This window comes from Pseudomonas sp. Leaf59 (assembly GCF_920984685.1).
Classification (GTDB): domain Bacteria; phylum Pseudomonadota; class Gammaproteobacteria; order Pseudomonadales; family Pseudomonadaceae; genus Aquipseudomonas.
In genome coordinates this window covers 115,969-140,496 of sequence record NZ_CAKLBR010000013.1, presented here as the reverse complement: position 1 = coordinate 140,496, position 24,528 = coordinate 115,969, and the positions used below count along the sequence as shown (strand labels likewise).

The following is a 24,528-nucleotide window of genomic DNA, read 5'->3' as shown; positions in this document are numbered from 1 at the left end:
CTGAGCCGTATCAGGTACACCGCGTTTTGCTTGATTGGGGGCGCTTCGCACCCCAACGCGGGGCAAGCCCGCTCGCCACAATAAGCCCACACATTTTCCTTAACTGAACGGCATTAGGGCTTGCCCCAATGCCGTTCAGTTAAGCGCAGCTCCCCTGTGGAAGCGGCGGTGCGACTTGCCCGCGAAAGCGGTGGGTCTTCAACATCAATGTTTGCTGGGCCGACGCCATCGGGAGCAAGCCCCCTCCCACATTTTGTAAAGCGTTCGGCAGACCATTTCGGTCGGCTCTCAGGCCGCCACGTTTTTGCTTTTGATCTGGAAGCGCACCGTCAAACACGCTGGCCGAACGCAGGTTTTGGAGCGTGGGCGAGGTGCCGAGTGTTGGGGTAAGAGCGTTTTGCTTACTTTTGCGCTTTTCAAAAGTGAGCCGCCGTAAGGGCGGAACCCTAAGTCGTCGTTACCGCAGAAACGGATAGGTACACCGAAAAATCGTCTTCGCGAGCAAGACGAATCGTCGCTTGGGGGCGCTTCGCACCCCAACGCGGGGCAAGCCCTAATGCCGTTCAGTTAAGCGCAGATTCCCTGTGGCGAGCAGGCTTGTCCTGCGTTGGGCTGCGCAGCAGCCCCAAAGCCAGGCGCTGAGCCGTATCAGGTACACCGCGTTTTGCCTGATTGGGGGCGCTTCGCACCCCAACGCGGGGCAAGCCCGCTCGCCACAGGATGCGTTCGCCTATGGCAGTAGGGGCAAATCCGAACGTTATTGGCACGCCTTCGCCGCCAGCTCAAGCCGCGACGGCTTGATCGCCGAAACCACCGGCTTGCGCTCATACAACGAGACCTTGGTGCCGTCCTGGGACTTGTACACCTCCAGCACATCGTCGGCAGCAATCTTGCTGCTCAACAACACCGTGGCGTGACGCGAGTTCTGCGTCACGCTGGCGGTGATGCCGTGTTTCTCAAGCTCAGGCAACAGGCACTGCACGTAGGCTTGCGGGGGCTTGGCCGTTTGCAGTGTGAGGGACGGAGCGTTAGGGGCGGAAATACAGCCGCCCAGCGCCAACGCCATGACCGGTACGAAAAAAGAGCGCATACACCTTCCTGCATCGATAAAAGAAAAATCCACTGCAATCCGCGCGCAGAGTCTACGCCAGCAACGCGTGCCAGCAAATGGCCCGTACGCTGATCACCGGCGGTCGCCGGAGTGGATCACGCGCTGATTGTCCCTGTTCCCTGAAAAAACAGAACTTGCGATGCATGATGGTGACTATTATCTGAACCGATAATGCACCGCCTATAACGATAAGGACCACGCCATGAAGCCCCACCAGAAGACCTTCGACCGCATCCGCGAAGCCGTATTGCCGGAGTTTCGCGAGCGGATCGCCGACTACCTGGTCGAGTATGAAAACGTGCTTCAGAACACCGCCGCCGATGCCCAACACGTGCACGCCAGCGCCCAGCAGTTGCGGGGCTACCTGCGCGGCCTGAACACCACGCGGGTGCTGGGCATGGCGGACTGGGAAGACCTGGACCGGCGGGTCGCGCACATCATTGAACGCCCTGCGGCCCAGGGCGTTGCAGATTGACCCATGCCTGCACCGAGGGCCGCTGCCACTGACGCTGCGCATACGCCACCAGTTCGCCGGGCACGCGGTCACCATTGAGGATAAGGCGGTTGAGCATCACGGCCAGGTCGACGTCGGCAATCGACCACTCACCGAACAGGTTCTCCTGCTGCCCCGCCAGCAGCCCCTGCGCCGCGCTGATCAGCTTGCGCGCGGCCGCTTCGGCCAGCGGCGACAACGGCGGCAGGGTCTGACCGCAAAACACCACCAGCGTCGACCGTTCCTGGCGAATGGGCAGCAAGTCGCTGCGTAACCAGGCCTGCACCTGCCGCGCCCTCGCCCGCTGCTGCAGATCGGATGGGTACACGGTTATTGCAGGATAAGCCGCGTCCAGGTATTCGCAGATCGCCGACGATTCAGACAGTGCAAAGTCGCCCTCAACCAGCGTCGGCACACGCTGGGTCAGGGACAGCCGGGCAAAGTCCGCCGCCTGGTTTTGCGCCGCGTCCAGGTCCAGGGTGACGGTGTCGAAGGCCAGGCCTTTTTCCCGCAGGGTGACGAACACCGACATGGCGTAAGGGCTGGTGAACAGCGAGTCGACATACAGACGCAGCGGACCTTGGTGCATGGGCGTTCTCCTTCAGGTGAGTCGCCACGCTACGAGATGTACCGCGATAAAGACAATGCAGGGTTTTTATGGGGGCATTCCAGGCGGGAATAGCACGCCAACGCTCAGCCATAATGTTATAGGATAACGACCTCTTCCCGCCCAGCCCTGCGATCCTGCCCATGACTGACGCTGTTCCCCTACGCCAACGCCTCCTCTCCATCGACGCCCTGCGCGGCCTGGTGATGCTGTTCATGTTGCTCGACCATGTGCGCGAGACGTTCCTGATGCACCGCCAGGTCGGCGACCCCATGAGCATCGACAGCACCGAGCCTGCGCTGTTTGTGAGCCGTACCCTGGCCCATTTATGCGCGCCGGTGTTTGTATTGCTCACCGGTTTATCGGCCTGGCTTTACGGCCAGAAATACCAGGGCACTCGCGATGTGTCGGCGTTTCTGTTCAAGCGCGGGCTGTTTCTGGTGGTGCTGGAGTTCACCCTGGTCAGCTTTGCGTGGACCTTCCAGTTGCCGCCCAGCGTGATCTATCTGCAGGTGATCTGGGCAATCGGCCTCAGCATGATCGCCCTCGCCGCGCTGGTATGGTTGCCGCGACCGCTGCTGATCACCCTGGCACTGCTGATCATTGGCGGGCACAACCTGCTCGACGGCGTGCACTTCGCGCAAGGGTCGGCGCTGCAACATGCCTGGTCCATCCTGCACGAACGCAGTTGGATCGACATAAGCGACAGCCTGCGGCTGCGCGTCACTTATCCGGTATTGCCGTGGATCGGCGTGATTGCCCTGGGTTACGGGCTGGGGCCGTGGTTTGCCACAGGTATGCAACCGGCGTTGCGTCAACGTTATCTGCTGCTGGGCGGCGTTGGCGCGTTGGTGGGGTTCGTGCTGTTGCGGGCCTTCAACGGGTATGGCGAAAAGCCGTGGCACACCTATGACACTGGCGTGCAGACGTTGATGAGTTTTTTCAACATGACCAAGTACCCGCCTTCGCTGCTGTTTCTGGCATTGACCCTGGGGATCGGTTTGCTGCTGTTGCTGGCGTTTGAACGCGCCGGGCACAAGCGCTGGATCGGCGTGCTGGCCGTGTTTGGTTCGGCGCCGATGTTCTTCTACCTGCTGCACCTTTACGTGCTGAAAGTGCTGTATATCGCCTGCGTCGCCCTGTTCGGCCTCAACCACGGCACCTACTTCGGTTTCGCCAGCGTTGGCGCAATCTGGCTCGTCGCCCTGCTGCTGCCGTTGGCGCTGTACCTGCCGGTGCGCTGGTTTGCCGGTCTCAAGGCACGCCGTCGCGACCTCGCCTGGCTTAAATACTTCTGACACACAGGGAGGCTCAGCGACCGGGCTTTTAGTGGCGAGCAGGCTTGTCCTGCGTTGGGCTGCGCAGCAGCCCCAAAACCAGTCTCCGCGCAGTATCAGGTCTACCGAGGGTTTCTTGATTGGGGGCGCTTCGCACCCCAACGCGGGGCAAGCCCGCTCGCCACAATAAGCCAGCTCGTCACCACACACCGGCTCGTTACGGAGGCCGAGGGTTGCTGCGCGACAGCGCCAAGTCGCCGATTTAACGGGGGCTCCCACACTTTTTACCGCGTTACGCCAGTTCGGCACGCAGTTGCCGGGCGGCCGTCACCATGTGAATCAACGCCGCTTCCGTCTCCGGCCATGCCCGCGTTTTCAGCCCGCAATCGGGGTTGACCCACAGGCGCTCAGCCGGAATGCGTTTGGCGGCCTTGCGCAGCAGGTTGGCCATTTCCGAGGCATCCGGCACCCGCGGTGAGTGAATGTCGTAGACGCCCGGGCCGATGTCATTCGGGTAAGCGAACACTTCGAACGCCTCCAGCAACTCCATGTCCGAACGCGAGGTTTCGAGGGTGATCACGTCCGCATCCATCGCCGCGATGGACTCGATCACATCATTGAACTCGCTGTAGCACATGTGGGTGTGGATCTGGGTTTCATCCCGCACACCCGAGGCGCACAGGCGGAACACTTCAGTGGCCCAGTCCAGGTAGCCCTGCCACTGCGCCCGGCGCAGCGGCAAGCCTTCGCGAAAGGCCGCTTCGTCGATCTGCACGATCCTGATGCCGGCGGCTTCCAGGTCGACCACTTCGTCACGGATCGCCAGCGCCAATTGGCGGGCCTGCACTTCGCGGCTCACGTCTTCGCGCGGGAACGACCACATCAGCATGGTCACCGGGCCGGTCAGCATGCCCTTCATGACCTTGCGGGTCAGGCCCTGGGCGTAGCGGATCCACTCCACCGTCATCGCCTTCGGGCGGCTCAGGTCGCCGACGATCAGCGCCGGTTTCACGCAGCGCGAACCATAGCTCTGCACCCAGCCAAAACGGGTGAACGCGTAGCCGTCCAGTTGCTCGGCGAAATACTCGACCATGTCGTTACGCTCGGCCTCGCCGTGTACCAGCACGTCCAGGCCGAGGTGTTCCTGCACTTCAACGGCGTGCTTGATCTCGCTGTGCATCGCGTCAACGTAGTCGGCTTCGCTCAACCGGCCCGCCTTGTACGACTGTCGCGCCAAACGGATCGAGGCGGTTTGCGGGAACGAACCGATGGTGGTGGTCGGGAACAGCGGCAGGTTGAGACCGGCGCGTTGTTTCTCGATACGTTGGGCAAACGGCGACGGACGCTGACTGTGCTCGGCGGTTATCGCCGCCACGCGGGCCTGGACGGCCGGTTTGTGGATACGCGGCGACGCGGCACGGCTGGTCTGCACCACGCGGCTTTCAGCCAGCGCCGCCAGTACGTTCGGCGCTTCAGGCGCGTTGACGGCCTGGGCCAACACCGCCACCTCCGCGCATTTCTGCACGGCAAATGCCAGCCAGCTATTCAGCTCGGCATCCAGCTGGTCCTCGCGGCTCAGGTCTACCGGGCAGTGCAGCAGCGAGCAGGACGGCGCCACCCACAAGCGCTCACCCAGACGTTCATGGGCGTGCTGCAAGGTGGCCAGGGCCTGTTCAAGGTCGCTGCGCCACACGTTACGGCCGTTGACGATGCCCAGGGACAGCACCTTATAACCCGGCACGCGGTCAAGAATGGTCGGGTATTGCTCCGGCGCACGCACCAGGTCGATGTGCAGGCCGTCGACCGGCAGGTTCGCGGCCAGGCCAAGATTCTCTTCCAGGCCGCCGAAATAGGTGGCGAGCAGTTTTTTCAGCGGGTCGCGCTGGATCAGGTTATAGGCGCGCTCAAAGGCATTCTTCCACGCCTGCGGCAGGTCGAGCACCAGGATCGGTTCGTCGATCTGCACCCACTCAACGCCCAGGTCCGCCAGGCGCTGAAAAATCTGCCCGTACAACGGCAGCAGGCGATCCAGCAAGTCGAGCTTGTCGAAGTCGGCGCCCTTGGCCTTGCCCAGCCACAGGTAGGTCAGCGGGCCGATCACCACCGGTTTGACGGTGTGCCCCAGCTCGCGCGCTTCCTGCACTTCTTCGAACAGCTGCTCCCAACCCAGCTGGAATTGCTGATCCGCGCTGAACTCGGGTACCAGGTAGTGATAGTTGGTATCGAACCATTTGGTCATTTCCTGGGCGTGGGCGCCGCCGCAGCACGCGTCGCTGACGCCCCGGGCCATGCCGAACAGGGTGTTCAGCGTAGCCTTGCCGTCCGCCGGGCGGAAGCGCTCGGGGATCACGCCGAACATCAGCGAGTGGGTCAGTACCTGGTCATACCAGGCGAAATCGCCGGCAGGCAGCAGGTCGATTCCGGCGTCTTTCTGCAGTGCCCAGTGCGCCTTGCGCAGGTCACGGCCAACGGCGCGCAGGCCGGCTTCGTCGAGCTCACCCTTCCAGAACGCTTCCTGCGCTTTTTTCAATTCACGATCGCGTCCAATGCGTGGAAACCCGAGGGAATGAGCGACTGCCATGACGTGCAACTCCAATGTCGATAAAGATGGCAGCCATTGTCGACAGACTTTGAGAGTGAAACAAACTCATTAAATTGCAGACCATCACAAGTTTTACTCATGTTGCATTCAGATGCACATAGAACCCGTGGAGCATGAACCCGGCACACGCCGCCAGCGCCAATCCCATGCAGCGGTTGAACCAGGTAAACGCCGCCGCTCCGCTGATGCGCCGTCCCAGCAGTGCACCGAGCAACGCGTAGACCCAGGGCGCCCCCACGGCGCCCAATCCCAGCAAGGCCGACACGCCAAAGATGGAGGCGCCGGTGATATGCGCCGCCGGCAGCATCACACTGGTGATCGGCAACACCGCCACAATGCCCTTGGGGTTGAGCAGTTGGATCACCAGCCCGTTGCAGAAGGTGAGCGCCTTGCTCGGCGCGGTTGAATCCTCTTCAACCACCGTACGCGCGGTGAACACCTGGTACGCGAGGTACAGCGTGTAGGCGCCGCCGATCAACGAGATATAGGGCAGCGCCGCCTGGGAAACGATCGCTTCACCGGTGTAGCCAAACAGCACGAACATCAGCAGCATGGCGCAGCCCACGCCCAGGTAGAAACCGCTGGATCGACGCAGTTTGCCGGTGAGCCCGGCGTTCAGGCCCATCAGGTTGACGGGCCCCGGGCTGTACATGACGCTGAAGGCGTAGAGAAAAATGTCCATGGCAGACCTGCAAGAGAAGGAGTGCGGCGAGTCTATCCAGGCGCATGTCGCTCAATCTTGTACGTTTGTGGTAGGTGATCGGGCATTCATTACGCGTACTATGCTGCCAAACAAATACTCAAATGAGCCCCCATGATCAAAGCCAGCCTGCGTAGTCACCTGACCCTGTGGTTTGCCGGTCTGTCATTGCTCACCTTGTTGAGCGTGGGCTTCTACGTAGGCCATATCGCCACCGAGCAGATGAAGCAGGCCAGCGGCAATGCGCTGCTGAGCACGGCGCGCTCCACGGCGGCGCTGCTGGCCGTGCAGTTGCGCGAGCGTCAGCTGGAAGTCTCGCTGCTGAGCCGGGCGCCGTTGTTTCGCCGCGGCGATCTGGATCAGCCGGATATCCTCACCTTGATGGAACTGCGCACCCGCTCGCGCGCCGAGTACGCATGGATGGGCGTGGCCGACGCAGACGGCCGCGTGCGCCAGGCGGCGAACGGGCTGCTGGTGGGCCAGTCGGTCGGCCAGCGCCCCTGGTTCCAGGCCGGCATGCGCGGTGAATACACCGGTGATCCCCACGAGGCCGTGATGCTGGCCAAGCTGCTGCCGGGCTCGGGCAATGGCGAACCGTTGCGCTTCATCGATTTCGCCGCGCCGCTGCTTAATGCCCAGGGCGAGACCATTGGTGTGCTGGGCGCCCACGCGCACTGGCGCTGGATCACGCAGATCGTCGATTCGGCCGTGATGCAAAAAGATGCGTTTCCCGAGATCGAAGCGCTGATCGTCGATTTCGACGGCAAGGTGCTGTATCCCGAACTGCTCGCCGGTGAACAGATGGCCACAGACAAACTGAACACCGCGTCCGGCTGGTCCACGGGCAAGGGCTATGTCACCGCATCGGTCGCGGTGCCCAGCCCGTCCAACGCCAAAGTGACCTGGTACATCATGCTGCGCCAACCCCTGGACGTCGCGCTGCAACCGGCGCGCACGCTGCTCTACAAACTGCTGCTGCTCGGCGTGCTCGCCGCGCTGGTGTTTGTGCTGGCGGCTTATTACCTGGCCGCCTCCCTCAGCCGCCCCATCGAGCGCCTGGCCAGGTCCGCCAAACTCGTGCAGGATCAGCAGCCCGGCGCCATCTTCCCGCAGGATCACGCGGTAGTGGAGATCGCTCAACTGGGCCGTTCACTCACCGGCATGACCCAATCGCTGCTGGCCAAAGAGCGTCAGTTGCAGGAGGCCAATGCCTCTCTCGAGGCGACTGTTGCGCAACGCACCGCCGACCTCACCCAGGCCAATGCCGAACTGCTCAAGCTCGCCACCCACGATGCACTGACCGGCGTGTACAACCGCCGCCGCTTCGATGAAAAACTGGCTGAAAGCAGCCTGCTGTTCCAACGCACCGGGCGTACCTTTGCCCTGCTGCTGATCGATGCCGACCACTTCAAGCAGGTCAACGACACTTACGGCCATGCCGTGGGCGATGACGTGCTGCGCCAACTCGCCCTACTGATCAAGAGCACCACCCGCGTCACGGACTTTGTTGCACGTTACGGCGGCGAGGAATTTGCGGTGTTGCTGCCGACGGTCGAAGCCCCCGACAGCCCCGACGTGGTGGCCGAGAATATCCGCGCGGCGATTGCCGAAGCGATGTTTGAAGGGGTTGGGCAGGTCACAGTGAGCATCGGCGTGAGCGTCGCCGAACCGTCAGACCGCGATACCCGCGCCCTGCTGACCCGCGCCGATCTGCAGTTGTATGAAGCAAAGGCGGCAGGCCGTAATCGGGTCGCCCCCGTCAAATAATCTGCCCCGCACGCCATTTCAGACAATCACCCCTGGGGCGAGCGGGCTTGCCCCGCGTTGGGGTGCGAAGCGCCCCCAATCGAGCAAAACGCGGTGTACCTGATACGGCTCAGCGCCTGGCTTTGGGGCTGCTGCGCAGCCCAACGCAGGACAAGCCTGCTCGCCACAGGGAATCTGCGCTTAACTGAACGGCATTAGGGCAAGCACGCTCGCCACAACAAGCCCGCTTGCCAAAGGGGTTTTGAATGCTCAGTCAATCAATCCCTGGGCGTCATAAAACGGATACGGCCCCGGGTACTCCCCGAACACGCCGTTGTGGCTGACCACCCCCTGCTGCGCCTCCCAGCGATGCAACAGATACCCCGCCGGTTCCAGGTTGAAATGCGCCGGGGCCGCGTCCTGCAGATCCAACACAATCTGATGGGACGTGCCGGGGCATACGCAACTGAGGCTGCCACCGAAACGCCGCTGCATGGGCCGGTGCAGGTGACCGCACAACAGGCGCTCCACCTGCGGATGGCGGGCGATCACTTGCTCAAGCGCAGCGGCATTGATAAAGGGCTCACGGTCCATATGGCCGATGCCGCTGATGAACGGCGGGTGGTGCAGGATCAGCAGCGTCGGCGCATCCGGGCGCAGCGCCAGTTGGGCGTCGAGCCACTGCAACTGGCTATCGAGCAACTGCCCGCCGTGGCTGCCGGGGATGGTCGAGTCCAGGCCGATCAGGCGCAGCGGATGGTCATCCACCACCCAGTCCAGGGGTGCCTGCGCCGACCGTGGCAAGTAGGCGTGGTCGGCAAACGCGTCCAGCAACGGCCCGCGCGTGTCGTGATTACCGGGCACGAGGTAGCAAGGCATGTGCAGGCGCGCGAGTTCCGGGTGCAGCACCGCGTACTCATCGGCGCGGCCGAAGTCCACCAGGTCGCCGCTGATCACCACGATATCGGGGCGCGGGTGGCTGGCGTTCAGGTGGTCGACGGCACGGCGCAGCGCGCCCAGGGTATCCACTACGCCATAAGTCAGGCGCTGACCGGCCTTGAGGTGCAGGTCGCTGATTTGCGCAACCAGAAATGGACTGTTCACAGGCAAACTCTCACGCATTGAGGGTAAACAACATGTTCGGCGTGATCGCCAGGGCAATCGGCGCGCCGACGGCATGCAATTGGTTGTCGCTGCTGTCCACCAGCAACGGCTGCGCGCCGCCCACATCCACCAGCAGACGGCTTTGCGCGCCCTGGAAAAACTGCGCCAGCAGGTGCCCGTGCAAGTGTCCCTCGCCATCCATCACACGCAAGTGCTCGGGACGGCAATAGACGGTTGCGGGCACGTCGGCCACTTGCCACGGCAATTCGCCGCCGCACACCTTCAGGCCCCGGGGCGATTGCGCGATCACCTGGAACGCATTCAGGTTGCCCACAAAGCCTGCGACGAACGCATTCGCCGGCTGCTGATAAATCTCGCGCGGGCTCGCCAGTTGGGCCACGCGGCCCTGCTCCATCACCAGAATGCGATCGCCCAGGGCCATGGCTTCGCCCTGGTCGTGGGTGACAAATACAGAGGTGATGCCCAAGCCGCGCAGCAGCAGATCCAGCTCGCTGCGCAGGCGCTCACGCAACTGGGCATCGAGGGCGGCCAGCGGCTCGTCGAGCAACAGCACCTTGGGACGCGGCGCCAGGGCACGGGCCAGGGCGACGCGTTGGCGCTGCCCGCCCGACAGTTCATGAATGCTGCGCCGGCCGTGATTGTGCAGCCCCACCAATTCCAGCAACTCATCACAGCGCTTGTTGCGCTCCAGCGCAGGCACGCCGCGAATCTTCAGGCCGTAGACGATATTGCCGGCCACATCCAGGTTGGGAAACAGCGCGTAGTTCTGAAACACCATGCCCACATCGCGACGTTCGATGGGCAGGCGGGTGACGTCCTGGTCGCCAAAGAACACCTGCCCCACATCCGGCCGTTCCAGGCCTGCAATCAAACGCAGGGTCGTGGTTTTACCGCAGCCGGACGGGCCGAGAATGGCCAGGGTTTCACCGCCTTCGACGGTCAGATCAAGGTTGTGCACGGCCACGGTGCCGTCGGCGAACGCCTTGCGACAGCCCTTGAGGCGAATAGTGATAGCGGTCATCGACGCTCTCCACGAGACAAACGGGCACTGATGGCCTGCAACGCGATCAGCAGCGGCACGATCATCAGCAAAAAGATAAGGGTGTAGGCGCTGGCGATTTCCAGGCGCGCCGAGGCGTAGCTGTCGGCCAGGCCCACGGGCAGGGTCTTGGTCATCGGCGTGTGCAGCATCCAGGTCAGGTTGAACTCACCCAGTGAAAGGGTCACCACCATCAGCACACCGGCGAGAATCCCCGCCCGGCAGTTGGGCACCACCACGCTGAAAAAGCGCTTGATCGGCCCTGCCCCCAGGCTTGCGGCGGCCTCTTCCAGCACCGGCAAGTGCTGGCGCTGCATCACTGCCATCACCGGGCGCACCAGAAACGGCAAGGTGAACAGCACATGGCCGACGAGGATGAACAGCCAACTGCTGCGGAACGCGCCGAACTGGCCATAGGTGAGCAATAACGCCAACGCGCTGGCCAGGCCCGGCATTGCCACCGGCAGCACCATCAATTCCTCGAAGGCACGGCTGAAGCGGTTGTTCATGCGCACCAGCGCGTAGGCCGCCGGCACGCCGACCACGCACACGCACACCGCGCAGGCCAGCGCCAGTTGCAGCGACAGCCACACCGTGGGCGAATAGGCCTGCCACACCTGGATCAACCAGTCGAAGGTCAAACCGCTGGACAGCCCGACAAAGAAATTGCGCGTCAGCCCCGCCATTAACGACAACAGCACCGGCACCAGCATGAAGGCGCACACCAGCAGGGTGAACAGCAGTTGCAGCACAAATAACGATGAGCGTTTCACAGAACCGTCCCCGCGTTTTTCACCAGGCGCCGGGTCAGCAGCAACACGGCCCAGGTCACCGCTCCCAGCACCACCGACAAGGCAGCGGCGACGGCGAAGTTGGCGTAGTTGGTGAACACGTTATAGATCGCCACCGGCGTGACGTTCAGGCGCGTGCCCAGGGTAAAGGCGGTACCGAAGGCGCCCATGGAAGTGGCAAAGCAGATCGCGCCACATGAGGCCAGCGCCGGTGCCAGGCCAGGGATGATCACATCGCACACCACCCGCCAGTGCCCTGCCCCCAGCGAATGCGCGGCTTCCTCCAGGCTGCGGTCGAGGCTTTCGCATGCCGCCATCACGGTGAGAATCACCCGTGGAATCGAGAAGTACAGGTAGCCGACAAACAGCCCCGCCAACGAGTAGGCAAAGATCCAGCGTTCACCGGCCAGTTGCAGGCCCAGCGCCGCAAACAGGCCCTGGCGCCCGGCCAGCAGGATCACCAGAAAGCCCACCACCACGCCGGGAAATGCCAGCGGAAAGGTCAGCAGCGCCACCAGCGCCGAGCGCCCGAAAAACTGCTGGCGTGCCAGAAACACACCGCTGATGCCACCGATCACCAACGCCGTCAGCGTGACGAACACGGCCAGCGCACAGGTCTGCGCCAGGCTGCCCAGGTATTGCGCGCTGCTCAGCACCTGCCAGTAACCGCTGCCGAGGCTGTCGCGGCGTTGGGCCCCGAGCAGTATCAGGTGCGCCAGCGGCAACAGCCAGAACGCCAGCAGTAGCGCAAAGGCCGGGGCCAGCGCCCAGGCGGCGCGTGGGGTCGAGGCCACTTACTTGACCTCGTTGAGGTAACGGGCGGCGAAGGCTTCCTGCACAGCGGCCATTTTCTGGTAGTCCACCACACCGGCGCGGGCGTAGTCGCTGTCGGGCAGGAACTGCGCGGCCACCTCGGCCGGCATCTGCACCGGACGCACCGGGCGCAGGTAGGCCTTGGCCCACAACGCCTGGCCCGCATCGGACAGCACGAAGTCGAGCACCTTTTCCCCGTTGGCGCGGTGCGGCGCATTCGCCACCAGGCTCATCACGTAGGGCACGCTGATGCTGCCCTCTTTGGGGATCACGAAGGCGACGTTGGCGTTGTCCTTGTAGCGGGCGCGGTAGGCGTTGAAGTCGTAGTCCACCAGGATCGGCAACTCACCGGACAACACCCGCGCATAGGCCGTCTGCTTGGGCACGATGGGGGCGTTTTTCGCCAGCTTCTGGAAGTAGTCGATGGCCGGGGCGAAGTTGTCGAGGTCGCCGCCCATGGCACGGTTGATGGCGACCGCCGAGACGTAACCGACAAACGCACTGGATGGGTCCAGGTAGCCGACCATGCCTTTGTATTCGGGCTTGAGCAGGTCGGCCCAGCTTTGCGGCACGGGCAGACCGCCAAGGGCGTCGACGTTGACCATGATGCCCAGGGTGCCGGAGTGAATCGCGAACCACTGCCCGGACGGGTCTTTGAGGCCTGCGGGAATCTGCTCCCAGCCTTTGGGTTTGTAGCCCTCGACCACGCCGGCCTTTTGCGCCTGCAGGCCGAAGGTCACGCCGTAATAGACCACGTCGGCGACCGGTGCGGCTTTTTCGGCGACCAACTGCGCCAGGGACTGACCGGAGTTCTTGTTGTCCAGCGGCACCTGCACACCGGTTTGCGCGGCAATCGCCTTGAGCTGGGTGCCCCAGTCGGCCCAGTCCGGCGGGCAGTTGTAGCAGATCGCGGTGTCGGCGGCCTGGGCCAGGCTGGCCATGCCGCACAGCAACACGGCGGCGAGGGTTTTACGGAGTGTGCGCATCAGGGTCGTCCTCATGGGGTTGAGTGCTTTCGCCCGGCCGGATATGGCAAGGCAGACAATGGGAAATCGGCGCGTTGCCGGCGATCTGCGCCAGCAACTGGTCAATCACGGTGCTGGCGAGCAGCGCAATGGGCTGCACCACGCTGCACAACGTGGGGTGCAGTTGGGTACCAAGGGTGATGCCGTCAAAGCCCATCACCGAAAGTTGCTCGGGCACGTTCCAGGCGTTGCGGCGCAGCTCGGCGATCAGGCTGATGGCGAGGAAATCGTTGGAGCACAGCAACGCTGTCGGCGCGTCGGCACCGTTCAGGAATGGCTCGATGGCGGCGAATTCGGCCTGGGTGTGCGCGGGCATTTCGATCACCGGGCGGCTGTTGAGGCCCCAGGCCTTCATCGCATCGCAGTAGCCGGCATGGCGCAGACGCGCACGGTCGGACTGCAACGCGGGGCCGGCGACCATGCTGATGCGCCGGTGCCCCGCGTCCAGCAGGTAACGGGTGGCCAGGGCCATGCCGGCGCGATTGTCCACCGACACGGCGCTGTAATGCGGGTTGCTGGGCTGGTGGTACGCCAGCACGAACGGCGTCTGCTCGCTGGCCAGGCTGTTGAGCACGCTGTTGCTCTCGGCATCGGTGACGGTCAGCACCAGCCCGTCCACGCGCTGGCGCAACAACTCTTCCACCACGATGCTCTCGCGTTCGCTGCTGTAGTCGGTGGTCGCCAGCAACAGGCTGTAGCCGCGCAATCGCGCCGCGCGCTCCATGGCCTGGAACTGTTCGGCGAATACCGGGTTGAGCAGGTTGGGCACCACCACGCCGATCAGTTGTGTGGTTTGCAGGCGCAGTTGACGGCCCAGCAGGTTGGGCCGAAACCCCAGCTCGCGGGCGGCGGCGAACACCTGTTCACGGGTGGCCGGACGCACCTGGCCGGGGGAGGCAAAGGTGCGCGCGGCAGTGGCACGGGACACGCCAGCCAGGCGCGCAACGTCTTTCAGATCAGGCATGGTCACTCGCTTGAGATCGATCTCATTGGCGAGGACAGTAACGGGGGAATATGGCAGGACGGTGGTGAAGAGATGACGGTTTGATGTCAGTGAACCAGCGCCTTCGCGAGTAAACCCACTCCCACACTGGCTCGATGTATGCCCATGGATGGTCATAATCGCCGGGTATCGTCAAAAACCGGCGCGGCAAAATCCGCTCGCTAACCTTTCGATCCTGACCAAGTGCGGGCACAATGCGTGTCCTTTTTTGGCAGGCACCGCCGCAGGCTCTGAAAATGATCAAAACGCCGTACTACCTCATCGACAAACAGAAGCTTCTGGTCAACATGCAGAAGATTGCTTACGTGCGCGAACAGTCCGGCGCCAAGGCTCTGCTGGCACTCAAGTGCTTTGCCACCTGGTCGGTGTTCGACCTGATGCAGCAATACATGGACGGCACCACCTCGTCGTCGCTGTACGAGTTGAAGCTCGGCCGCCAGAAGTTCGAAGGCGAGGCGCACGCCTACAGCGTGGCCTGGGCCGACGATGAAATCGAAGAGATGCTGGAAAACTGCGACAAGATCATCTTCAACTCCATCAGCCAGTTGCAGCGCTTTGCCGCACGCAGCGAAGGCAAGACCCGCGGCCTGCGCGTGAACCCGCAGGTGAGCAGCTCCGACTACCTGCTGGCCGACCCGGCGCGTCCGTTCAGCCGCCTGGGCGAGTGGGACCCGGTGAAGATCGACGGCGTGATCGAGCAGATCTCCGGCTTCATGTTCCACAACAATTGCGAGAACGGCGACTTCAGCCTGTTCGACAAGATGCTCGGTACCATCGAAGAACGCTTCGGCGCGCTGCTGCACAAGGTCAAGTGGGTCAGCCTCGGCGGCGGCATCCACTTCACCGGTGAAGGCTATGCACTCGACGCATTCTGCGCGCGGCTCAAGGCGTTCTCCGAGAAGTACGGCGTGCAGGTCTACCTGGAACCCGGCGAAGCGGCGATCACCAACAGTGCTTCCCTGGAAGTCACCGTGCTCGACACCCTCTACAACGGCAAGCACCTCGCCGTGGTCGACAGCTCCATCGAAGCCCACCTGCTGGACCTGCTGATCTACCGCCTCAACGCCAAGCTGGCGCCGAGCGAGGGTGAACACACCTATATGGTGTGCGGCAAATCCTGCCTGGCCGGGGACATCTTCGGCGAGTATCAATTTGATCGTCCGCTGGCCATCGGCGATCGGCTGTCGTTCATCGACACCGCAGGCTACACCATGGTCAAGAAAAACTGGTTCAACGGCCTGAAAATGCCGTCCATCGTAGTGAAACAACTCGACGGTACAGTCGAAGTGGTTCGTGAATTTGGTTACGACGACTACCTGTCCAGCCTTTCGTAAGCTGGCGGATATAGGAGAAATAAAGCAATTGAAAAAGAACGTTCTTATCATTGGTGCAGGAGGTGTCGCCAAGGTGGTGGCCCACAAGTGCGCGCAGCACAACGACGAACTCGGTCGTATTGCTATCGCGTCGCGCAACATCTCCAAATGCCAGGCCATCATCGACAGCGTCAAGGCCAAGGGTAGCCTCAAGGTTCCCGCCGACATCCAGGCCTTCGCGCTGAACGCTCTGGACGTGGAAGCGACCAAGGCCCTGATCCGCGAGACCGAATCGCAGATCGTCATCAACGTGGGCTCCGCGTTCCTCAACATGTCGGTACTGCGTGCCTGCATCGACACGGGCGTTGCCTACCTCGACACCGCCATTCACGAAGAGCCGGGCAAGGTCTGCGAGACCCCGCCGTGGTACGGCAACTACGAATGGAACCACCTGGAAGAGTGCAAACAGAAGAACATCACCGCCATCCTTGGCGTGGGCTTCGACCCGGGTGTCGTCAACGCGTATGCCGCGCTGGCGCAGCAAGAGCATTTCGACCGCATTGATTCGATCGACATTCTCGACGTCAATGCCGGCAGCCATGGCAAATATTTCGCCACCAACTTCGACCCGGAAATCAACTTCCGCGAATTCACCGGGCAGGTGTGGAGCTGGCAGAACAGCCAGTGGACCAGCAACACCATGTTCGAAGTCAAACGCACCGACGACCTGCCGGTGGTCGGTTCGCAGAACCTCTACCTCACCGGCCACGATGAAGTGCACTCACTGTCGAAAAACCTCGACGTGCCCAACGTGCGTTTCTGGATGAGTTTTGGCGAGCACTACATCAACGTGTTCACCGTCCTGAAAAACCTCGGACTGCTGTCCGAAAAGCCGGTCAAAACCGCCGAAGGCCTGGAAGTGGTGCCGTTGAAAGTGGTCAAGGCCGTGCTGCCCGACCCCTCTTCGCTGGCCCCCGGCTACACCGGCAAAACCTGCATCGGCGACCTGGTCAAAGGCACCAGGAACGGCCAGCCGCGCGAGATGTTTATCTACAACGTGGCGTGCCATGAAGAAGCCTTCGCCGAGACCGACAGCCAGGGCATCTCCTACACCGCCGGCGTGCCACCGGTCGCCGCTGCGCTGCTGGTTGCCCGTGGCGAGTGGGACGTGAAGCACATGGCCAACGTCGAGGAACTGCCGGCCGAGCCGTTCCTCAAGGCGCTGGACGTGATGGGCTTGCCGACGCGGATCAAGGACGAGAACGGCGACCGTGCGTGGGATGCGATTGCCTGATCAGGTGATGGTTGACCGAACAAAAAAATGCGCCCCGAGGGGCGCATTTTTTGTTGGGGCGATACACACCTCAAACACAATGAAGATCAAAGGTGGGAGCAGGCTTGCCTGCGATATCTATTCAAGATTGCGCGCCAATGGTCATGTCCCCCAGGAACAGCGCCTGGCCATTCCTGTGGCGAGCGGGCTTGCCCCGCGTTGGGGTGCGAAGCGCCCCCAATCAAGCAAAACGCGGTGTACCTGATACGGCTCAGCGCCTGGCTTTGGGGCTGCTGCGCAGCCCAACGCAGGACAAGCCTGCTCGCCACAGGGAATCTGCGCTTAACTGAACGGCATTAGGGCAAGCCCGCTCGCCACAGAAACTCCAGTTTGCTGCGCGACAGCGCTAGGTCGAAGACTTGGCCGAGCTTCACACACTAATCAAAACACCGACCAGCCAATCCGCTCACTCAGCAACTCCAGCGCCTTCATCCCCGCCAGCGAGTTCCCGGCGGCGTTCAACTCCGGCGACCACACGCACACCGTAAATTGCCCCGGCACCACCGCGACGATTCCGCCGCCTACCCCGCTCTTGCCCGGCAACCCGACGCGATAGGCAAAATTGCCCGCCTCGTCGTACAGGCCGCTGGTGGCCATGATCGAGTTGACCTGTTTGGTCTGGCGCGCGGTGAGGATCTGTTCGCCGCTGTGGGCACTCACGCCTTCGTTGGCCAGGAAGCTGAAGGCCTTGGCCAGGTCCAGGCAGCTCATCTGCAAGGCGCAATAGTTGAAGTAGCTGTGCAACACCGCGTCGACGTCATTGTGGAAGTTGCCGAAGGATTTCATCAGATAGGCCATGGCCGCGTTGCGTGCACCATGCTGCGCTTCGGAGTCGGCGACGATGCTGTTGACCAGAATCTGTGGGTTGCCTGACAGGCGCCGGACGAAGTCGCGCATCGACAGGATCGGCACGGCGAAGCGTGACTGGTTGATGTCGCAGATCACCAGGGCGCCGGCGTTGATAAACGGGTTGCGCGGGCGACCGCGCTCGAACTCCAGCTGCACCATGGAGTTGAACGGTTGCCCCGAAGGCTCGTGGCCCAGGCGCTCCCAAATGGTTTCGCCGCCGTGGTCGATGGCCTGCACCAGGCTGAAGACCTTGGAAATGCTTTGCACCGAGAACAACGTGTCGGCGTCCCCCGCGCAGTAGGCCGCGCCGTCGTTGCCGTACACGGCGATGCCTAGCTGGTTGGCGGGCACATCGGCCAGCGCGGGGATGTAGTCGGCGACTTTGCCCTGGCCGATCAGTGGACGAACTTCGTCGAGAATCGCGTCCAGCAGCGCCTGCATGTCTTGTCCTGTCATCGTGCCTTGCATCGTGGATAAGCGGGGCGCGGAGGATACCGCAAAGCTGCGGATCAGGCAGGTGCCGCGCTCAGATTAACGCTGCACCGGAATGCGGATATCGCCGCTGCGGCACTGCGTCTTCACGCTTGTGGGGCAACCGGCAAAGCGCAGTTCCTTGCTCAGACACACGCGCACTTCGGACAACACCTTGCCCTTGCAGATCACCGCCACGCTGTGATTGCCCATGGACGGGTTGCTCTGGCGAAACAGCGCTTCGATTTCAGCGGCCTGCAGATAATTGGGCACGTCGAACGGTTGCAGTTGTTGCGGAATCTGCACGGAGGCCAGCGCAGCATCCGTGGCATCGAGGTAACGCGTGGCGTCCAGGCCGCTGCAGGTGCCGTGCTTGCTCCACTCATGCTTGAGCAATGCCTGCGTGGGGAATATCAACGCGCCCTTGGCCAGCTCGGCGTTCGACAGCCGCGACCGTGGATCACACGCCGACGGCCAGCCACCCTTCGCGTATTGCGGCCAAAGCCCGTGCAGCACGAAGCCATATCCCTTGCCCGAGCACTGTTCGTTGCCCGGGTGCGTGAGGCAGAACGTCGGCGACCACGACAACGACAACACATAAAAATCAAAATCCCCGGCCGGCCTCTGCTCGCGTGGCGCTGCGGTCACACTTGCGGCCAGGACCAGCCATACGGCCACCCAGTATTTCATTTTTTGCTCCTTGAAAAGACTGATCCTGGCACGGCTATCCGGGATGATTGGGGTTACGTTGTAGCACCTTGTCGAGGATGCGATCGGTTTTCAGCGCTTCGATGGCCTGGGACGGATGCTCGGCTTCGCCACGGATGTGTGCGTTCATCGCCAGCACGTGATGCCACTGGATGTGTGCATGGCACGGCACTTCCAGCACCTCGTGGGTCTGCCCTTCAAGGCGCAGGGGCTGGTCTTCGAACACGGAAAATGTAATGCGACCCAGGCTGCCGATCAACTCGACCTTGTCTTCACGGCGGTCTGCGACGAAATTCCAGCAGCCCATGCCCAGGGCTCCGTTGGCGAAGGTCCAGCAGGCCGTCACCGCGTCTTCAGCGGCATAGTGCCCGGCTTGCCGTGCGGTAAAGCCGGACACCTCGACAATGTCCCCGGCCAGGTACTGGAACAGATCGAAACCATGGCTGGCCAGGTCGGCGAAATAGCCGCCGCCGGCAATGGCCGGGTCGGTGCGCCAGTTGGCGGCGCTGGCGTCATTGGCGGCCGGCGGTTTGCACAGGGTCCAGGTCAAGTGGCGCAGTTCGCCAATGCGGCCCTGTTGCAGCCAGTCGCGTACCTGCTGAAAGCGTGGCAGCGAGCGCCGGTAATAGGACACGAACAGGTGCAGCCCGGCGCGCTCGAAAGTGCGCTGCATCAAGGCGCTTTGTTCGGCATTCAGCGACATGGGTTTCTCGACGCAGCAATGCTTGCCGGACGCCGCCACCATCAGGCTGTAGTCGAGGTGGCTGTCGGGGGGCGTGGCGATGTAGACCGCGTCCACTTCGGGGTCGTCGATCAGCGCCTGGGCGTCAGTGTAATAGCGTGCAATGCCATGGCGCGTCGCATAATCGCGCACGGCCTCCTCGCGACGCCCCATCACGGCCACCAGGGCAGAACCTGGCGCTTTATAGAAAGCGGGTCCACTCTTCAACTCAGTGACACTGCCACAGCCGATCATGCCCCAACGTACGGTGTTCATCGGTTTCCTCGTCCTTTTCGTTCAAGCGGGCAGTATCCACATACATACCCCGGCGCGCCATAACCACTTAGCATGACAATTGCATTACACTTTTGTGACATTCATTTGCTGCGGGGGCACAGACGATGAAAATCAGAGCTACGGTCATTTGCGAACACGAGGGACATATCCTTTTCGTGCGCAAGGCCAGATCCAAATGGGCGTTGCCGGGTGGCAAGGTCGAACGCGACGAGCGCCCGGTGGGTGCGGCAGAGCGCGAGCTGGAAGAAGAAACCGGGTTGAGCGTGGACGGGCTGCTGTACCTGCAAGAGCTCAAGGCACGCGATACGCTGCACCATGTGTTCGAAGCCTCGGTGGTCAATATCGACGAGGCGCGCCCGCGCAACGAGATTGTCGACTGTCGCTGGCATGCCTATGGGGAAGTCGATCAGCTCGATACCACCGATGCCACTCGGCATATCGTTAAATCGTTTGTGCGGCGTTTGTAACCTGCAGTTTGCGTTATCTGTGACCCTGCTCGCTCAGTGTGCGGCAGCTTGTACTCAGTCTCACGCCCCGGACAGAGGCCACACTGGCAACCCTTTCCATCTGTGAACACAGCAACCAACGCTCGACGGCCGCCTGTCGCTGCCGATCCACCTTGGCGTTGTACTGCACGAAGCAAACACCCAGCAGCACCGCGACACCCAGCACTGCGGCGGCAAAATAGCCGAAGCTATCGGACGATGATGGTTGCGGCGCAGTCAGGAGTGACGGGCGCCCTGCTCTTTCCGGCGTTCGCATACAGGCCTCCAGGGTGAAGTGCGCGATTGTATGCAAATGCAGACACAGCATCTGTCGTGGATTTGTAAGCGCTGCGGCGGATAATCCCGGGTGCCCTCAGCGCCTCAGCCCCTCACTTGCGCGCGACCCGGTAGCGCAGGCATTCCTGATAGAAGCTTTGGCGAATCGCCTCGGGCTTGAGCCGTGATCGACTGTCGTAGGTTTGCTCGGTGATACCCATGGCCATCATGTGCATCCACGGCTTGTTGAACTTGATGGTCTGGATCTTCTGCCGAGCGGCATACAGCGACACGCCCGACAGCTTGAGCTCCTGGGCCCTGGCCGCCGTGCCGGCGCCCCAACTGCACATGTATTTGTCACCTTCGCGCAGCTCCCGTGCCTGCACGGCAGCCGCGCCGCCGGCCAGAGAGCAGGCGAACAGCATGATTCCAACAGTGCGCATGTGCTTCCTCACCTAACCACCTGAAAATAAAAGCGATTCTGGCGAGGATTTTGTTACATGGGGGCCATCAGATTGCCTTATTTACCACTGATAAGTGGCGCTTGCCTGCACGGTGCGCTGTGAGCCGTACCAGCACCACGAATACGACAGGCACGACGCGACGTATTCCTTGTTCGCAAGGTTGGAGGCGTTCACGGCCAGGCGCAGGTTGTCCCTGGGGTTGGCGATGTTAGGAATATCGTAGTGCGCCGCCGCATCGAACAAGGTGTAACCCGGCACCTTCAGGGTGTTGGCGGTATCACCCCATGAGGAGCCGACATAGCGCGCACCGGCTCCCACGCCAAAGCCTTTCAACTGGCCGTCGTGAAAGGTGTAGTCCGCCCACGCCGATGCCGTGTGACGTGGCAGACCGTAAGTCGTGGTGCCTTTGACCGGAACCGCCGGGCCGATGCCGATATCGGTGATCGGCGCGTACTGCGCGGTGCTGTTGGACTGGCTGGCGCGGTTGTCCAGATAGGCATAGGCGGCGGTTATATCCAGGTTGTCGTTGAGGCTGGCTTTGCCTTCCAGTTCAAAGCCACGGGATTGCTGTTCGCCATCCTGGATCGAACAGCGGCCGTTACCGCACATATGGGACGGGTCCGGATCAAGGGTCGGAACGTTACGCTGGCGCAGGTCGAAAATGGCTGCGGTGATAAAGCTGTTGCTGCCCGGCGGCTGGTACTTGATGCCGATTTCATACTGCGTGCCTTCGGTCGGCTTGAACACCGAACCGCCGTAGCCGGTGCCCGACTGCGGATTGAACGACTCCGCATAACTGGCATACGGCGCCAGGCCGTTATCGAACAGATACACCAGACCGACTCGACCAGTGAACGCATGGCTGTCCAGTGAGGACTTGCTCTTGGCGCCGTTGCTCAGCGCCTTGGTGGTGCTGTCGGTGCTGGACCAGTCATAGCGACCGCCGAGCAGCAGCACCCATTTGTCCCACTTCATTTGCTCTTGCAGGTACACCCCGGTCTGTTCACTGCGCGACGTGGCGTCGGTGCCGAAGGCAGGTGTGGCCACGGGCGCGCCGTAGACCGGATCGAAGATATCCAGGTTCGGTCCCTTGCCGTAGCCCGCCTTGGTGTCGGTGCTGGTGTTCTGGTAATCCAGGCCCGTGAGGAAGGTGTGCTGCAACGGCCCGGTATCGAATTTGGCCTGCAACTGGTTATCGACGGTGTAGGCGTCCATGTCCACATCCGTGGCGATGGTCGAGCGCGTGGCCGTGCGGTAATCAGCCTGCAAGTTGCTGTTATAGATGCTGCGGTAGACGCCTTCGGCACGCAGGTAACGGGCGTTTTGGCGCACGGTCCAGACATCGTTGAAATGATGCTCGAACGCATAGCCGAGGGAGTAGTAGTCGCGGTCACTCTTCTCGAAATTCTTCTCGCCATCATAGAAGTCCACATCAATCCCGCGCCCGGTCGGGCTGTGCAGCACCGAGCCCCAGGCCGGCACCGACCCGTAGGACGCGCCCTTCGGGTCCTTCTGAAAATGCCCCAGCAAAGTGAGCGAAGTGGCGTCATCCGGGCGCCAGGTGAAGGCGCCGGACAGCGATTGGCGACGGGTTTCGGTGTGTTCCACCTGGCCGTCGGCGTCGTCGAAAAGTCCGGCAACGCGGTAGGCATATACCCCCTGATCGTCAATCGGCCCGCTCAGGTCGAAGGTGGTGCGTTTTTTGTTGAAGGTGCCGTACTCCACGCCCACTTCATGGAACGGCGTATCCAGCGGGCGTTTGGTGACCATGTTGATCACCCCGCTCGGCGTGCCCTGGCCGTACAGCACCGACGCCGGGCCGCGCAGCACTTCGACGCGCTCCAGGTCGAACGCGTCCTTTTGCGGCAAGGCGTCGCGGCTTGACGGCACGCGCAGGCCGTCCAGGTAGGTGGCCGGGGCGAAGCCACGGATGGTGAGCTGGTCGAGACGCGAAGCGGTGGCGCCGCGGGTTTCCGGAACCACGGCGGCGCTGTAGCGCAGGATCTGATTGAGGCTTTCGGCGTTCTGCGCGCGCATCTGGTCCTTGGTGACCACGGAGATCGACTGCGGGGTTTCGATCAGCGCCGTGTCAGTCTTGGTGCCTGACAGGCTGCGGCTGGCCACATAGCCGGCCACCGGCCCGGTGGGGCTTTCGGTCTGGTAGGCCGCGCTGATAGTGGTGGCCTGCAACTCCGTGACGCCGCCGCTATCCGGGACGGCTTCGAGCCGGTAACGGTCGGCGCCCATCTTCAGCGCCTGCAAACCGCTGCCGGCGAGCAACCGGGCCAGCGCCGCATCCGTCTCGTACTGCCCGCCGAGGCCACTGCTGCGCTTGCCTCGGGTCAGGCTCGCATCAAAGGCCAGCACCAGCCCTGCCTGCTCGGCCAGGCTATTGAGCGCCTGACTCAAATCACCGGCCGGAACCTGGAAGCGGCGCAAGGCGCTGCTGCTGTCTTCGGCAAAGACGGGCTGGACCGCCAGCAACGGCGCGGCGGCAAAGGCGATCGCCACTGACAGGGCCAGTGGATGCAAGGGACGGGCAAAGCGCGACATGGAAAATCCTGCGTAATGAAGGTTCTATTAACCATGACGGCCAGGTCGCAACATCGGGCAAGGATGAGAGCGATTTTTATTTGTGCGGGTGCTTTGCAAGCAGACGGGTTGGCGATTCTATAATCCTAATTGAACTCGAGGGACCTATGCCTAAAGAACACGAATTCGTTGATCTAAAAGCTGCAAAGATCCATTTCTATCCGGCAAATATCTGAGCAGGCTTGAATTCCAAACCGCTAACAAACGTCTATCTCCAAACACTACGGCGAATTAAAATACATATTCAACTTGGCAAACCTCGCCCACCCGCCCTATTGAAAACCCATCAACTCCAAGACTCAAATCGTCCTCGCAATATCACCATGACTATCGCGCCAAACCTATTGCAAATCGCAACAGTGGTCCGGAAAGAAATACAACACAACCCGCAGATACACCAGCCAAGGCAATGTCAATAAACTCTATAGCAACCAGAAAGATCTCCAGCGCCGAAAGTTTGAACGCTGCTGTGGTCTGGTGGCGAATTCGCAGGGGAGCTGTGCGATGCACCGGTATTGCACCAGGGCTGCTTCGCAGCCCAACGCGGGGCAAGCCATAATGCCAGTCAGTTAAGCGCAGCGCCCCTGTGGGAGCGGTGGTGCGACGATTCGACTTGCCCGCGAAAGCGGTGGGTCTTCAACATCAATGTTTGCTGGGCCGACGCCATCGGGAGCAAGCCCCCTCCCA

General features: G+C 62.1%; 21 protein-coding genes. 6 read left to right on the top strand and 15 right to left on the bottom strand.

The window, feature by feature from the left end; all coding sequences use genetic code 11:
* Positions 1–757 precede the first annotated feature (757 nt).
* Positions 758–1,090, bottom strand: a complete 333-nt coding sequence (locus LUB09_RS15565) for a hypothetical protein (RefSeq protein WP_209982635.1) — start codon at positions 1,088–1,090, stop codon at positions 758–760.
* Positions 1,091–1,313: 223 nt separating this feature from the next.
* Here LUB09_RS15565 and LUB09_RS15560 point away from each other — a divergent pair, with 223 nt between their 5' ends.
* Positions 1,314–1,586, top strand: a complete 273-nt coding sequence (locus tag LUB09_RS15560) for a hypothetical protein (protein ID WP_231422983.1) — start codon at positions 1,314–1,316, stop codon at positions 1,584–1,586.
* On the opposite strand, the gene yfcF is transcribed toward LUB09_RS15560, so the two are convergent.
* Positions 1,549–2,193, bottom strand: coding sequence for a glutathione transferase (yfcF, locus tag LUB09_RS15555; RefSeq protein ID WP_231422982.1), 645 nt, complete (start codon positions 2,191–2,193; stop codon positions 1,549–1,551). The genes LUB09_RS15560 and yfcF overlap by 38 nt on opposite strands.
* Before the next feature lie 161 nt (positions 2,194–2,354).
* On the opposite strand from yfcF, the gene LUB09_RS15550 reads away from it, so the two are divergent.
* Positions 2,355–3,509, top strand: a complete 1,155-nt coding sequence (locus tag LUB09_RS15550) for a DUF1624 domain-containing protein (protein WP_231422981.1) — start codon at positions 2,355–2,357, stop codon at positions 3,507–3,509.
* Positions 3,510–3,780: 271 nt separating this feature from the next.
* Here LUB09_RS15550 and metE read toward each other — a convergent pair whose 3' ends face one another.
* Both metE and LUB09_RS15540 read right to left on the bottom strand, forming a co-directional pair.
* Positions 3,781–6,069: a 5-methyltetrahydropteroyltriglutamate--homocysteine S-methyltransferase gene (metE, locus tag LUB09_RS15545; protein ID WP_231422980.1), complete on the bottom strand. Its 2,289-nt coding sequence runs from the start codon at positions 6,067–6,069 to the stop codon at positions 3,781–3,783.
* A 97-nt stretch (positions 6,070–6,166) separates the two neighbouring features.
* Positions 6,167–6,772: a LysE family translocator gene (locus tag LUB09_RS15540; protein WP_231422979.1), complete on the bottom strand. Its 606-nt coding sequence runs from the start codon at positions 6,770–6,772 to the stop codon at positions 6,167–6,169.
* 132 nt (positions 6,773–6,904) lie between these two features.
* Here LUB09_RS15540 and LUB09_RS15535 point away from each other — a divergent pair, with 132 nt between their 5' ends.
* Complete coding sequence (locus LUB09_RS15535) at positions 6,905–8,557, top strand: sensor domain-containing diguanylate cyclase (RefSeq protein ID WP_209982647.1); 1,653 nt, start codon at positions 6,905–6,907, stop codon at positions 8,555–8,557.
* A gap of 249 nt (positions 8,558–8,806) precedes the next feature.
* On the opposite strand, the gene LUB09_RS15530 is transcribed toward LUB09_RS15535, so the two are convergent.
* The 6 genes from LUB09_RS15530 to LUB09_RS15505 are packed head-to-tail and all read right to left on the bottom strand — an operon-like array spanning position 8,807 to position 14,293.
* On the bottom strand, positions 8,807–9,640 hold the full coding sequence (locus LUB09_RS15530; RefSeq protein ID WP_231422978.1) for a phosphodiesterase: 834 nt from the start codon (positions 9,638–9,640) through the stop codon (positions 8,807–8,809).
* Between the two features lie 10 nt (positions 9,641–9,650).
* Positions 9,651–10,682: an ABC transporter ATP-binding protein gene (locus LUB09_RS15525; protein WP_209982651.1), complete on the bottom strand. Its 1,032-nt coding sequence runs from the start codon at positions 10,680–10,682 to the stop codon at positions 9,651–9,653.
* Positions 10,679–11,473: an ABC transporter permease gene (locus LUB09_RS15520; protein ID WP_209982653.1), complete on the bottom strand. Its 795-nt coding sequence runs from the start codon at positions 11,471–11,473 to the stop codon at positions 10,679–10,681. Before LUB09_RS15520 ends, LUB09_RS15525 begins: the two co-directional genes overlap by 4 nt.
* Positions 11,470–12,285: an ABC transporter permease gene (locus LUB09_RS15515; RefSeq protein WP_209982655.1), complete on the bottom strand. Its 816-nt coding sequence runs from the start codon at positions 12,283–12,285 to the stop codon at positions 11,470–11,472. Before LUB09_RS15515 ends, LUB09_RS15520 begins: the two co-directional genes overlap by 4 nt.
* On the bottom strand, positions 12,286–13,290 hold the full coding sequence (locus tag LUB09_RS15510) for an ABC transporter substrate-binding protein (RefSeq protein ID WP_231422977.1): 1,005 nt from the start codon (positions 13,288–13,290) through the stop codon (positions 12,286–12,288).
* Positions 13,274–14,293, bottom strand: a complete 1,020-nt coding sequence (locus tag LUB09_RS15505; protein ID WP_231422976.1) for a LacI family DNA-binding transcriptional regulator — start codon at positions 14,291–14,293, stop codon at positions 13,274–13,276. The genes LUB09_RS15510 and LUB09_RS15505 overlap by 17 nt, the downstream gene beginning before the upstream one ends.
* 275 nt (positions 14,294–14,568) lie before the next feature.
* Here LUB09_RS15505 and LUB09_RS15500 point away from each other — a divergent pair, with 275 nt between their 5' ends.
* Both LUB09_RS15500 and LUB09_RS15495 read left to right on the top strand, forming a co-directional pair.
* The gene (locus LUB09_RS15500) at positions 14,569–15,666 is read left to right on the top strand and encodes a carboxynorspermidine decarboxylase (protein WP_057007415.1); all 1,098 of its coding nucleotides are present in this window, start codon (positions 14,569–14,571) and stop codon (positions 15,664–15,666) included.
* A gap of 28 nt (positions 15,667–15,694) precedes the next feature.
* Positions 15,695–16,939 carry a saccharopine dehydrogenase family protein gene (locus tag LUB09_RS15495; RefSeq protein ID WP_231422975.1) on the top strand — a complete coding sequence of 415 codons (1,245 nt, stop codon included), beginning with the start codon at positions 15,695–15,697 and terminating at the stop codon, positions 16,937–16,939.
* A gap of 420 nt (positions 16,940–17,359) precedes the next feature.
* Here LUB09_RS15495 and glsB read toward each other — a convergent pair whose 3' ends face one another.
* The 3 genes from glsB to LUB09_RS15480 all read right to left on the bottom strand — a co-directional run bounded on the left by glsB (position 17,360) and on the right by LUB09_RS15480 (position 20,003).
* Positions 17,360–18,268 (bottom strand): glutaminase B, encoded by a 909-nt coding sequence (gene glsB, locus LUB09_RS15490; RefSeq protein WP_209990390.1) that lies wholly within the window; start codon positions 18,266–18,268, stop codon positions 17,360–17,362.
* A gap of 90 nt (positions 18,269–18,358) precedes the next feature.
* Positions 18,359–18,988: a ribonuclease T2 gene (locus LUB09_RS15485; RefSeq protein ID WP_231422974.1), complete on the bottom strand. Its 630-nt coding sequence runs from the start codon at positions 18,986–18,988 to the stop codon at positions 18,359–18,361.
* Positions 18,989–19,022: 34 nt separating this feature from the next.
* Complete coding sequence (locus LUB09_RS15480) at positions 19,023–20,003, bottom strand: Gfo/Idh/MocA family protein (RefSeq protein WP_231422973.1); 981 nt, start codon at positions 20,001–20,003, stop codon at positions 19,023–19,025.
* A gap of 125 nt (positions 20,004–20,128) precedes the next feature.
* Here LUB09_RS15480 and LUB09_RS15475 point away from each other — a divergent pair, with 125 nt between their 5' ends.
* On the top strand, positions 20,129–20,491 hold the full coding sequence (locus LUB09_RS15475; RefSeq protein WP_209982668.1) for an NUDIX hydrolase: 363 nt from the start codon (positions 20,129–20,131) through the stop codon (positions 20,489–20,491).
* 407 nt (positions 20,492–20,898) lie between these two features.
* Here the strand turns inward: LUB09_RS15475 and LUB09_RS15470 are convergent, their stop codons facing one another.
* Together LUB09_RS15470 and LUB09_RS15465 are read right to left on the bottom strand one after the other, a co-directional pair.
* The gene (locus LUB09_RS15470; protein WP_057007420.1) at positions 20,899–21,228 is read right to left on the bottom strand and encodes a hypothetical protein; all 330 of its coding nucleotides are present in this window, start codon (positions 21,226–21,228) and stop codon (positions 20,899–20,901) included.
* 81 nt (positions 21,229–21,309) lie between these two features.
* A complete protein-coding gene (locus LUB09_RS15465; protein WP_231422972.1) occupies positions 21,310–23,802 on the bottom strand; it encodes a TonB-dependent siderophore receptor in 2,493 nt (830 codons plus the stop codon).
* Positions 23,803–24,528 lie beyond the last annotated feature (726 nt).

Excerpts from the sequence above, each read along its gene's own strand:
- LUB09_RS15525 (WP_209982651.1), bottom strand. The coding sequence starts at position 10,682 with ATGACCGCTATCACTATTCGCCTCAAGGGCTGTCGCAAGGCGTTCGCC.
- LUB09_RS15510 (WP_231422977.1), bottom strand. The coding sequence starts at position 13,290 with ATGCGCACACTCCGTAAAACCCTCGCCGCCGTGTTGCTGTGCGGCATG.
- LUB09_RS15485 (WP_231422974.1), bottom strand. The coding sequence starts at position 18,988 with ATGAAATACTGGGTGGCCGTATGGCTGGTCCTGGCCGCAAGTGTGACC.
- LUB09_RS15535 (WP_209982647.1), top strand. The coding sequence starts at position 6,905 with ATGATCAAAGCCAGCCTGCGTAGTCACCTGACCCTGTGGTTTGCCGGT.
- metE (WP_231422980.1), bottom strand. The coding sequence starts at position 6,069 with ATGGCAGTCGCTCATTCCCTCGGGTTTCCACGCATTGGACGCGATCGT.
- LUB09_RS15540 (WP_231422979.1), bottom strand. The coding sequence starts at position 6,772 with ATGGACATTTTTCTCTACGCCTTCAGCGTCATGTACAGCCCGGGGCCC.
- LUB09_RS15565 (WP_209982635.1), bottom strand. The coding sequence starts at position 1,090 with ATGCGCTCTTTTTTCGTACCGGTCATGGCGTTGGCGCTGGGCGGCTGT.
- LUB09_RS15475 (WP_209982668.1), top strand. The coding sequence starts at position 20,129 with ATGAAAATCAGAGCTACGGTCATTTGCGAACACGAGGGACATATCCTT.
- yfcF (WP_231422982.1), bottom strand. The coding sequence starts at position 2,193 with ATGCACCAAGGTCCGCTGCGTCTGTATGTCGACTCGCTGTTCACCAGC.
- LUB09_RS15505 (WP_231422976.1), bottom strand. The coding sequence starts at position 14,293 with ATGCCTGATCTGAAAGACGTTGCGCGCCTGGCTGGCGTGTCCCGTGCC.
- LUB09_RS15480 (WP_231422973.1), bottom strand. The coding sequence starts at position 20,003 with ATGAACACCGTACGTTGGGGCATGATCGGCTGTGGCAGTGTCACTGAG.
- LUB09_RS15560 (WP_231422983.1), top strand. The coding sequence starts at position 1,314 with ATGAAGCCCCACCAGAAGACCTTCGACCGCATCCGCGAAGCCGTATTG.
- LUB09_RS15500 (WP_057007415.1), top strand. The coding sequence starts at position 14,569 with ATGATCAAAACGCCGTACTACCTCATCGACAAACAGAAGCTTCTGGTC.
- LUB09_RS15465 (WP_231422972.1), bottom strand. The coding sequence starts at position 23,802 with ATGTCGCGCTTTGCCCGTCCCTTGCATCCACTGGCCCTGTCAGTGGCG.
- LUB09_RS15470 (WP_057007420.1), bottom strand. The coding sequence starts at position 21,228 with ATGCGCACTGTTGGAATCATGCTGTTCGCCTGCTCTCTGGCCGGCGGC.
- glsB (WP_209990390.1), bottom strand. The coding sequence starts at position 18,268 with ATGCAGGCGCTGCTGGACGCGATTCTCGACGAAGTTCGTCCACTGATC.
- LUB09_RS15550 (WP_231422981.1), top strand. The coding sequence starts at position 2,355 with ATGACTGACGCTGTTCCCCTACGCCAACGCCTCCTCTCCATCGACGCC.